The organism is Salinivibrio sp. ML198 (genome assembly GCF_001996015.1).
Lineage (GTDB): Bacteria > Pseudomonadota > Gammaproteobacteria > Enterobacterales > Vibrionaceae > Salinivibrio > Salinivibrio siamensis.
The window spans coordinates 36294-47603 of record NZ_MUEZ01000024.1; the positions used below are offsets into that span (position 1 = coordinate 36294).

9 protein-coding genes and 1 pseudogene are annotated in these 11310 nt (G+C 45.6%); 2 read left to right on the forward strand and 8 right to left on the reverse strand.

All coding sequences use genetic code 11. From position 1 onward, the window contains the following. Positions 1 to 128: 128 nt before the first annotated feature. Positions 129 to 1559, reverse strand: a complete 1431-nt coding sequence (locus tag BZG25_RS14580; protein WP_077579464.1) for a 6-phospho-beta-glucosidase — start codon at positions 1557 to 1559, stop codon at positions 129 to 131. A 222-nt stretch (positions 1560 to 1781) separates the two neighbouring features. On the opposite strand from BZG25_RS14580, the gene BZG25_RS14585 reads away from it, so the two are divergent. Together BZG25_RS14585 and BZG25_RS14590 are read left to right on the forward strand one after the other, a co-directional pair. After that, a complete protein-coding gene (locus BZG25_RS14585) occupies positions 1782 to 2666 on the forward strand; it encodes an aspartoacylase (protein ID WP_077579463.1) in 885 nt (294 codons plus the stop codon). A gap of 92 nt (positions 2667 to 2758) precedes the next feature. After that, entirely contained in the window at positions 2759 to 4153 is a 1395-nt protein-coding gene (locus tag BZG25_RS14590) for a diguanylate cyclase (RefSeq protein ID WP_077579462.1), read from the forward strand. Between the two features lie 56 nt (positions 4154 to 4209). Here the strand turns inward: BZG25_RS14590 and BZG25_RS14595 are convergent, their stop codons facing one another. The 7 genes and pseudogenes from BZG25_RS14595 to BZG25_RS16000 all read right to left on the reverse strand — a co-directional run. Beyond that, the gene (locus tag BZG25_RS14595) at positions 4210 to 5316 is read right to left on the reverse strand and encodes a sel1 repeat family protein (RefSeq protein ID WP_077639322.1); all 1107 of its coding nucleotides are present in this window, start codon (positions 5314 to 5316) and stop codon (positions 4210 to 4212) included. Further along, a complete protein-coding gene (locus tag BZG25_RS14600; RefSeq protein WP_077459223.1) occupies positions 5300 to 5584 on the reverse strand; it encodes a type VI secretion system PAAR protein in 285 nt (94 codons plus the stop codon). The genes BZG25_RS14595 and BZG25_RS14600 overlap by 17 nt, the downstream gene beginning before the upstream one ends. Positions 5585 to 5619: 35 nt before the next feature. Continuing rightward, positions 5620 to 7566, reverse strand: coding sequence for a type VI secretion system Vgr family protein (locus BZG25_RS14605; RefSeq protein WP_077639323.1), 1947 nt, complete (start codon positions 7564 to 7566; stop codon positions 5620 to 5622). Between the two features lie 124 nt (positions 7567 to 7690). Then, the gene (gene hcp-2, locus BZG25_RS14610; protein WP_077459225.1) at positions 7691 to 8209 is read right to left on the reverse strand and encodes a type VI secretion system effector Hcp-2; all 519 of its coding nucleotides are present in this window, start codon (positions 8207 to 8209) and stop codon (positions 7691 to 7693) included. A 231-nt stretch (positions 8210 to 8440) separates the two neighbouring features. After that, positions 8441 to 9193, reverse strand: coding sequence for a DUF2931 family protein (locus tag BZG25_RS14615; protein WP_077639324.1), 753 nt, complete (start codon positions 9191 to 9193; stop codon positions 8441 to 8443). Between the two features lie 181 nt (positions 9194 to 9374). Further along, complete coding sequence (locus BZG25_RS14620; RefSeq protein ID WP_077579459.1) at positions 9375 to 10490, reverse strand: hypothetical protein; 1116 nt, start codon at positions 10488 to 10490, stop codon at positions 9375 to 9377. A 180-nt stretch (positions 10491 to 10670) separates the two neighbouring features. Then, positions 10671 to 11310 (reverse strand): annotated as a pseudogene (locus BZG25_RS16000) (sel1 repeat family protein); the annotation flags it as partial.

Below are 11310 nucleotides of genomic sequence, written 5' to 3' on the forward strand. Positions count from 1 at the left end.
CTTAGCGGGCGAGGCTTTAGCGCTAAAACGGTAAAAATCGCATACCTCGATGCAATGACTTTACCGATAGTTATAAAAGGGACGCACTAGGCGTCCCTTCTCGTCTTACTGCGATTCTACCAGAGCCTTTACTCTATCAAACCATTGTTCTTAATCACGTTTTGATACCAGTAAAAGCTCTTTTTACGATGGCGAGAAAAGTCGCCACTGCCATCATCATGACGGTCAACGTAGATGAAACCATAGCGTTTGCGGTATTCGCCCGTGGTAAAGGACACACAATCGAGACAGCCCCATGGCGTATAGCCAATCACCTCAACGCCATCTTGCCAAATGGCATCCGCGAGCGCCTCAATATGTTGTGATAAATAGCTGATTCGGTAATCATCATTGATTTCCCCTGAGGTTTCACGCTTATCTGTCGCGCCAAGCCCATTCTCCACCACAAAAATCGGTTTTTCGTAACGCTCATACAGCTCAGAAAGCGCAAAGCGTAAACCTTTGGGATCAATTTGCCAGCCCCAGTCCGAAGCGGGTAGATGCGGATTCAATCGGCTTGCACTGAATAAAGCATTTTCATCTTCTTCTGGCGGGTTGGCATCTACGATATTCGTCATGTAATAGCTGATCGCCAAAAAGTCCGCACAGCCGTTTTTAAGAATCGTTGCATCCTCTTGATGCATATTGACCTCGATCCCTTTGCTGGCCCATTGCGGCCAAATATAGTGTGGGTAGTGGCCTCGCAACTGCACATCGCTGCATAAATATTTGTCACGCATCGCTTGCTGTGACGCCAACATATCATCAGGGTGACAACTCGCCGGATACAACGGCATCATGTGGATCATGCTACCTATTTTAAAATCCGGATTAATCACATGCCCTAGAGACACCACTTTGGCGCTGGCGACGAATTGATGATGTAGCACTTGATAGAGTCTCTGTTCGGGATGATCGTGCTCGGTAAAAACCACACCTGAATTACAATAGCCAAATAGCGGATAGTCCCAGTTGAGCTGGTTGTTGATCTCGTTAAAGGTAATCCAATAGGAGACTTTGTCGCGATAGCGAGTCATTACGGTCTCGCAAAACCGCACGAAAAACTCAATCACATCTCGATGAGCCCAGCCCCCGTATTGGGTGACAAGGTGCTGGGGCATCTCAAAATGAGAAAGCGTAATGACAGGTTCAATCCCCTTCTCTAATAGGTAGTCAATAAGGTCATCATAAAAGGCAAGGCCCGCTTCATTCGGCGTGAGCTCATCACCAAGAGGAAATATTCTCGACCACGCGATAGACGTGCGAAAACACTTAAAACCCATCTCCGCAAAGAGATCAATGTCTTCACGGTAGCGATGATAAAAGTCCACAGCATCATGGTTCGGATAGGCTTCATGTTCTTCAACACGCTGGGTAATTGTGCGCGGTGTACCATGGGCACCTTTGGTCAGCACATCCACAATGCTGACGCCTTTACCGTCGCAATCCCATCCCCCCTCAACTTGATGAGCCGCTACCGCGCCACCCCATAAAAAATGCTCAGGAAATACCGTTTTCATTGTTCACCTCTTTGTATCGTCTTCCGCTAGGCTAACGATTTCCACTCAGCTGAAGTGTGAACTGACTCGAAAAAGCATAGGACCTCCACTACCAACTCGCGATCAAGTGAATAGAAAAGCATTAATAAAGAAAAATTATGCTATTAACCTATCGAGTAGTTAGTGCTAAGCTGTCTAAATAGACAAATCCATGCGATTATTCTTCACATATCAGGAGCTTTCATGAGTCGGTTTAGTAACGTTGCTATTGTTGGTGGCACCCACGGTAATGAGTTTAGCGGTGTTTACGCACTAAAACAGTGGCAATCCAACCCAGCAATCACAGCCCGCGATAGTTTTTCCACCGAACATGTCTTTGCGAACCCCCCTGCTTATAGCGCCAACAAACGCTATCTAGACTGCGACCTTAACCGCCAATTCGATCCTAAACTGCTGGCTGACTACAGCTTGGCAAACTATGAGCAAAGTCGCGCTAAAGCCCTCAACCAACAATTAGGCCCTAAAGGGGATCCGCGCGTCGATTTTATTATCGACCTGCATAACACCACCAGCAACATGGGACCCACACTGATACTCTTGACACTTGATACGTTCAATAAGCAGCTCGCCGCTTATATTAGTGAGCGTATGCCCGATGCCATCATCTTAGTCGAAGATCATATTGAACCTATTCAGCATGCATTTTTATGCTCGATCGGCAAACAAGGGGTGATCGTTGAGGTAGGCCCACAGCCCCAATCGGTACTGCGTCATGATGTAATGGAATCGATGCAAGAAATGACGACACACATTTTGGACTTCGTGCATCTGTTTAATATTGATAAGGTGCCAGCACTGCCTAAAAGCGTCACCGCGTATCGTTACAAAGAGACACTGCATTTGCCACAAAATGAGCATGGGGAACGTATTGGTATGGTGCACCAACACGTTCAAGACAAAGACTTTCAGCCGATAAAGCCCGGTGACCCACTGTTTATGTGTTTTGATGGCAAAGAATTAACATGGCAAGGCGACTACACGGCCTATCCGCACTTCATTAATGAAGCAGCGTATTACGACAACAATATTGCGATGTCGATGGCTAACGTATTTACCTTCACGGTATAACCTGTTTCTCCGCCTAATCTCCTCAGCGAGCGCGAGCTGCTGGGATTTGTACTACGCTTAGTCTAAGCCAAATAGACGTACAGAGCCCAGCAGTGAATCAGCCCATTGACCAGTACAAGCATATTGTCACATTACTGCCCTCGCTTTTTCGCCATCTCGATACGGCGGTTGTTATTGCTGATACAAATCGCCGTATACAACTATTAAACCCCGAAGCAGAAGCCCTATTTGGTTGCAGCCTAGCGGACGTAAAAGGCGCTAGCACGCGCATCCTTTACGCCGAGCAAGAAGACTTTACCGCAACGGGCAAAGATCGTTTTAACACCCACTCAGTTCACGCATACTACGATGCTTATGTGGTGAGATATAAGACCGCCGATGGCCATGTGTTTTTAGGCGAAACACATGGTGGGCCAGTGTGCGATGAGCAACAAGTTGTCACCATGTATGTGGCTTTTATTCAAGACATTAGCACCCGCGTAGAAGTAGAATCCGCGCTCAACCAGCTCCACTCAATCACGTCAGCACGCAATTTGGATTTTTGCCGGCGCGTAGAGCGTATTCTCTCTCTCGGTTGTAAACACTTTAATTTGCCTATCGGTATACTCAGCCACATTCATGGTCAGCGTTATACCGTACAATATGCGCAGCATCCTGATGACGCCCTGCAGCCTGGACAGGTGTTTGATCTAAAAGAAACATACTGTTGTCACGTCTATGAGGCCAATGAGGCGCAAGGGTTCCACCATGTTTCGCAAAGCGATATCAAAGCCCACCCCTGCTACGAACATTTCGGCCTCGAAGCATATATCGGTGCCCCCATTTTTATTGATGGCGAGCGCTATGGCACGTTAAATTTTTCAAGCCCTGAACCCACTCGCCCCTTTATTTCGCAAGACTATGAACTGGTACGACTTTTTGCCGAATGGGTCGGTCACGAGCTGGCGCGTCTACGAGACTGGGAAGCACTCGAACAAGCGCAACAATTGCTTGAAATACAAGCGAATACTGACTCATTAACGCAACTTTATAACCGCCATTACCTCAGCAACGCTCTCGTTCAAGAGCTGGCACGCTGCGAACGGTACAACAACCCCTTGACGCTGGCGATCGTAGACTTCGATAACTTCAAACGCTTAAATGACACCTTTGGTCATCGGGCAGGCGATATCGCCTTACAACGCTTCGGCAATATTGTGCGGGAAGAATCACGGACTAATGACATATACGGTCGCTGGGGCGGAGAGGAATTTCTCTGTTTGCTTCCTGAAACGGATTTGAGTGGTGCTGAGGTTGTACTAAAGCGCTTGGTCGAGCGCGTACATGGCGAAGAAATTCACGTCGACGGACAAACCATACGCTGTACCATCAGTATCGGTTATACGGGCTTCTCGGCAGGTGATACACAAGACAGTATCATTCAACGTGCCGATACCGCGCTCTATCTCGCAAAAGAAAACGGCCGCAATCGAATCGAGAAGCAATGATTCGATTACGGCCGCTAAAGTCTTCGCCGGAGCTAAATTATCAAACCTCTACCCAGCTAGCTTGTTGGATCTGCTTCTTTCTCTGTGTTCGTGGCTGTTTTTTGCCAATATCGATCGTAGTGAAAGAAGGTGTGGGTTTTTCGTAGCTCTGCCGCGTTTTTCTCCACATCTTTCAGGACCTCATTAGACACCCGAGAAGACGCCAGCTCAAACTGTGCCATCGCTTGATCCCTTAGGTCGACAAATCGCCCTTGACCAACCACATCCAGGTATGCGGAGAGATACACCAAACCATCAATATACTTTTCATCATCAGGTGCATAATTTGTTGTATATACGCGACCTAACGCCGCCAAGGACATGAGATCGCCCTGCTCTATCGCTTTTTCACGCCACTCAACGGCTTTAGGGGCTTCTCCACGGCGAATAAAGTCACGGTATAAACTCTTCGTTCCAGGGATCCCCCCAGCATTGGCAATTTGCTTTTTCACCTCAGCAGCCGCATCCAGGCGAGAGCTAGGGAAAAGATAAAAGCCGCGCTGCGCCGTTTCTATTTGTGATGCTTTGTGTAATAGCGCATCGACATCGTTTGCCGCAATGGCCTCTTCGAGATAGACCTCAGCTTTTTGTTTATCTGTGGAAGCGGTGTACTGGTATAAACTAAAGGCTGCCTCTTCAGGGGCATCTTTATACCAGGCATCCAAGGCCTCTTCGTACTTGTGACGCCATATCGTGCGATGGTTGGCTGACAACCACTCACCTTCTTCAACCAATAGCTTCATGGCTGGGATGTAGCTTTCTCGTGCAGCCTGAGTGAGATATTGCTGCGCCTCAGGAGAATACGCGAGTTTCTTGCCATCATCACTCACCAGAACTGCATACAAGTAAGCCGCAGGCACATTACCTTGATCGGCAGCCGCTCGCAGATACTTCTCTGCGCGTTGATAATGGAATTGCGCACGTGACAAACGGCCATGTTCAAACAGTGCTTCCGGTGTCATCGCTTGGATATCATAGTCATCGGCAATTTTCTCTACCGGCTCCAATGACACAAACGGCGTCGCCTCTATTTCAACCTGCTCGGCGAAAGCCTGTCCACTGATAACAAGCAAAAGGGTACAAAAACTGACTTTTAATCGTGACGGCTTAACCAATGTTGACACTCGAACCTCCTGAAATTACGCCGCCACAACTTATTGCATCACCAATTCGTGCAGCCGGCTTTCCATCAATGTTGACGCTACCAGACCCAGCATTTACTGACCGACCATGCGGTGGATGCTTAGGCTTACTATGGGGAGCCAGTGGGTCGCCTTTGCGTACCGCTGGGATCCCATCAATCTTTACCGTTGGTGAACCCGCTGTAATGGGCGTAGGCGGAAAGCCATCATGGGCGGTACCAATATGGCCAACCAGTGCAGCTTTTGGCATAGTTTTCCTCGATTCTTATGAACTTGCGAATATGATTAGGGCTTCTTCACTGCGCGTGGTGAGGCCGGTTGTTTACCCTGGTAACCCGATCCACTCCCCGCACTTCCACCTGCATTGAGATTTATCACAGGCCCTAATAAGTGCACGCCTGCAGCATCTACTTTCATGACGCTACCACCGGCCGATACGGTAATCTCTGTGCCAGCATCAAGCACGACATTTGTGCCCGCTTTTAGATGCACCTCACGTCCGGCGGTGGCCGCGAAACGGTTATTAATTTTTTCATGAATACCACCATCAACCTCAAAGGTGGCGTCCTTTTTCACTCGCTCTCTTGCTTGCTTATCGACGGTAACATGTTGATTATTCGCCACTCTAGAAAAAGAATCATGGGCGGTTTTTTGGTGCTCATCATGCCTTATCTGAGTAATGACATCATTTTCCACATCGGATTGCCAATCACGCTGTGCATGCAAGTACACTTGCTCACTGTCCGATTGATCTTCGAATGTTAGCTCGTTATACCCTTCTCCTTGATGCGATTCACTGCGCCACACGGTTTTGGTTTTATCCGCAGGCAACGTATAAGGGGGTACATTTGTTGCGTGATAAGTGCGTCCTGTGATGATCGGCTGATCTGGGTCGTTATGTAAAAACGATACAATCACCTCATGCCCAATACGTGGAATGGCCATCATGCCATATTGGCTGCCCGCCCAGCCCTGAGAGACTCGGATCCAACAGCTACTCTGTTCGTCACCATTTGAATACCGATCCCATGGAAAATGCACTTTCACCCGACCATGCTCATCACAGAATATTTCTTCACCTTCGGGGCCGACGACAATACCGATAAGGGGGCCGTCCACCTGTGGCTTAGGGTGCGGGGTTGCCCGCCACGAGGTGGAGGCCGGAATCACGGTAAACTGATTATGATAAGTGGTAGCGCCAGAACAGCCTTCTTCTTCGACCGCTTGTGGCTGGGTGCCGTAATGCTGAACGCGCACCACTTGCCATTTTTGATTCATGGTACGGTCGAGATGATCTTGCATTTCAAATGCATGCCCCGCCTGTACAAGAAAATGATTACTTTTTCCGTCCGCGGTGACTTTATCACGCACCAGAAATTCTTGCCGTACCTGCGCTAGGTGTTTGCCTTGGGCATCATCTTTATATCTGCCTGGGAAATCATAAACCTCATAATCTTGGCGTTGATAATCGATGCCTGCCGTGTTTACTTGTTGCAAAAAACTATAACTCGGCTTTTTAAAGCTATAGTCTTTCATTGCCAACGACGAGGGAACAATGCGCGTGCGTTTTTCTATCGCACGGATATACGGCTCATCCACCACCGCCCCTGACTGCGCGTTGTGGGCAATCGGCTGCTCTAGAGCTGGGAGAGCGAAAGGTGAATCAGTAATGTATAAAAGCTGCTTTCCCTCTTTCCATAAAAAGCAGTAGATGAGCCCCTCTTCTGCGGCGATTCGATGGAAAAACGCCAGATCTGTTTCTCGATACTGAACACAAAATTCACGCTCAGCGTATTCTTTTGTCAGTCCGAAGCCGACATCCGTGATATCCATTTCCTGCAAAAGCACGGAAATGATTTGCGGAACCGTTTGATGCTGGAAAACACGGCTATTTTGACGTAGCGACAAGCGCTCAATATCGGGGACTAATTCAATATCATAGTAAGTGTGATGATGGCCAATATCCCCTTGAGAAAATTGACGCACAATGCCACTGACACGACGCTCACACTGCTCATTACGGTAGAGGGAAAGCGTTGCTTGGCAGTCCACCACTTGGTCTGGAGTAAGTGAGTGGTCACGACTCGCCAAAGCAATCGAATAACGAAACCCGTTGCAAGCTTGCTGATCGAACGCCGCAGCAGAGAGAGATTCATTGCCCTGATACTCTCTGACCACAAACGTGTCTGGCTCTAAGCCCTCGACGCTAAATTCAAAACGTAATTTCGCCATGATGTCTCCCGAATCTTGTTCCCGCAACAGTGAACACTTGTCTAGCACTCCTCAGACTAATGACTGAAGCACGCTAGACAAATGATGAAGCGCCGGCAATATGCCGACGCAACATAATGAGCCCTTAGGCTTCAATAGGCTTACGCCAATCGTCTGATCCTGACGTACCCGCGTTAACGTGATCCCAGGTGATCTTACGATAAGACATAGATACGGTGAGATTCTGAGTGAAATCAGATTTAGCCGGATCTTGGCAATGTGGCATTTCACAGTGGATGTCAACAATTGACGCACTCTCGAGTTTGGTAGTAAAGAAGTTTTCTTGCTTACCTTCAATCGACGTGCGGTACCATTTCAGCTCCACAGTAGACATTTTTTCGCCTGAAGACAGCGCGTTGTAAAGCAATGGAACAGCTTTATTCAATGCCACGGTAAACTTAAATGGCTTGTGAACACGTTGTCCTGATGGCTGACCAGACTGAGGATCAGTTGGAACAGTGACATTGTGATCAAACTGCTGTACCAGCATCTCATCTTCATGACCTTCAACGAATGCATCACCGATTGAATCAGCTGTGCAGGCACCGGCAGTGATCAAACCCTGGGTTTCACCTTCAATCGAGATATAACATGGCGTTGGCATAATCGCTCCTCTATTTTTTGATTTGAGTTTCAACAGCGACTCTTGCTGTCTAGCCCTACTAGCAAGCTAGATTCATGCCAACTTTTAATTCGTTATATATCAGACAGTTAATTATTTGCTGACCAATTTTTTGCACGCTTCAAGCAACTTCTTGCCAAGCCAAGCAAAAAGTTGCTTGGCATATCACTGAGCGTATACAAACCGCCGGAACGCACGTCGATCCACCCAAGCTTACTGCTCACTGAGCAATTCGACGGTGTCCGTGCTATACACTTTGCCAACTTTCTCCCATGGAATCGGGACAGTCGATACACCTGCATCGATTCCACGCTGTTTTGCTTTCTCTGGCTTAGATCCACGCCTATATACATCAGCCGTTGTACCATTTTGGTCACGGTCTTTCTCTCGTGCTGGCTCCAACTCTGCCAAATAGATAAGTTGATCACAGCCCATCAACCACACTTTGGCTTTGCCATTAGGCAGCATGCCAAAGAAAAATTCATTCCGAAAACAGTAACCTAAAGAACCATCATATCGCTCAAAGCTAACCCCTTTCGCCATTATTTCCTTAACCTTCTGAGGAAGATCATACTTAGTCACAAAAAACCGCATATTAATCAGTGAGGTCCAATATATATATATGCTATCTGGTAAGTGCTTATTCGCAGATCCCACCTGGCGTCCATTAACAGCGGTCAAAGATGATAAAGGAAAACCAAACCCATCATAATCAGGAAACACAGTACGGACATAATCTATGCGGCTTTTTCTCATCGATTGAGAGAGACCATGGATCGGCATTTTCCAGTCTTGCTCTTCATTTACACCATACGCTTGCGTGATTTTAATGGGATAAAATGAAGGCGTTACCACAGAAACCTGCCAAGGGTCACCAGGTAGAGGCTCGTTTTCTTTACAACCGGTAAGCATACTTATCGATAAGCTTAAAAATATAACTTGGATAGTTGTTTTATGACTTATCATAGTGCTGTGTCCAACAGATAGTGATGTTTTGGCCGAGAGATACCATAACTTTTTAGAACTAAAAAATGCTACCGCCCAGCGAGTGTTGTATCACTCACTGAACGGGATATTTAGGATGTCACATCAAGACGGGGAAGAAATTCTTTAATTTCGGGAAACTCCAGTATCAGCCGAACGAAAATCACCCTTGGCCCCAATTATCGATCCTAGTGAAGTAATCGATATAAATCATTGGCTTCATTTTAGAAATTTCCTTATCTATATTACAGATACTTTCATCGTAATCACCTTTCTTAGGCCAATCACTGTCAAAACCATAAAAGTCCGTATCTTTATACATCTTCTCGAATAACACAGCATGGCAGTATTTCTCTTTCTCGGTCAACTCGTCACTTCTGTCTATAGCCATTGCCCAGAAGTAATAACGGCCACCGGACTGCTTCATTCTCTTATAAAGAGTATGATTATCTGTTTCATAAGCCATCAATATACTCATTGCAGGTGTATAGTAATTATTACTCGCAACTCTATACAGATCTAGGCCGAGCTCTCTAAATTCTTCAGTGCGAAACTCTAGTCCTCTACGACTTGGTTTCTTTAATGTATGCAGATAGTCCATCAATGGTTTATAATAGTGACTCTCTGCAAATCGAATAATTTCTTTAATGTATTCTTCGCGTTTTTCTACTGATTTATCAAGGCCTTGATCTTTTAGCAAAAAGTACTGAGCGCGAAGATCGCCTTCCGCTGCGAGTTTTTTAAACCCCTCGACCGATTTTTGATAGATTTCCTCGGTGCAATATTTATTTTCGTAAGAGGTGTCTAAGCCAAGTTCTTTTGCTACTTTATTGCCAAAATACTCTGATGAAAGATAAGAAAGACATAAGTTACTTTTATTAGATAGCCAGTAAGTCGCATAAGGATTTCCTTTTCTCATCAATTCAGTCAGTATAGTAGTGGCTTCACTTCGTTTATAAATTTCATCTATTTTTGTACGTGCATAGATTATTTTGGCATTCTCTACGCCCTTATTCATCAAAGAGTCCATCTCATCCCAAGTTGTTTGACTCCAATCACCACGCTGCAGCATTAGCATCAAGTCATAAATCTCATCATCAGGCTTTACTGTACTCGATATATAGGGATCATCGGCTACTTTATCGATGTTCCTTTCAATAAAGCTCTTAAATAAAGGAATATCATCTTCAGGGTTGATCGCCTTTTTTTTGCAACCTATGAGGCAACTTATCGATAAGGTTAAAAGTATAACTTGGATAATCGTTTTATGACGCATCATAAGGCTGTGTCCAGCAGATAGTGATTTTAGACCGACAGATAACATAACGTTTTAAAGCTAAGGAATGCTACCGCCCAGCGAGTGTTGTATCACTCACTGAACGGGATATTTAGGATATCACATCAAGACGGGGAAGAAATTCTTTAATTTCGGGAAACTCCAGTATCAGCCGAACGAAAATCACCCTTGGCCCCAATTATCGATCCTAGTGAAATAATCCATATAAATCATCGGCTTCATTTCAGAAATTTCCCTATCTGTCTCGCAGATACTTTCATCGTAATCACCTTTCTTAGGCCAATCACTGTCAAAACCGTAAAAGTCCATATCTTTATATATCTTCTCGAATAACACAGCATGGCAGTATTTATCTCTAGTTGTTAACTCATTGCTTCTATCAAATGCCATAGCCCAAAAATAATTCCGGCCACCTGATTTCTTCAACCTATCAAAAAGAACAGCATTATCTCTTTCATAATACACTAACTTACTCATCGCAGGTATATAATAATTATTGCTTGCTACTCTGAAGAGATTAAGTGATAAGTTTTTTAACTTCTCTGTACTGAACACTCTACCCTTTTTTGATTGTTTTCTTAGTGAATATGTATAGTCCATTAATGGCTTATAATAATGATCCTCTGCGAATCGAACCACTTCTTTAATATATTCTTCACGCTTTTCTACAGATTTATCAAGACCTTTTTCTTTTAGCAAAAAGTACTGAGCACGAAGATCGCCTTCCGCTGCGAGTTTTTTAAATCCCTCGACTGCTTTTTGGTAAATTTCCTCAGTGCAGTATTTATTTTCATAGGAGGTA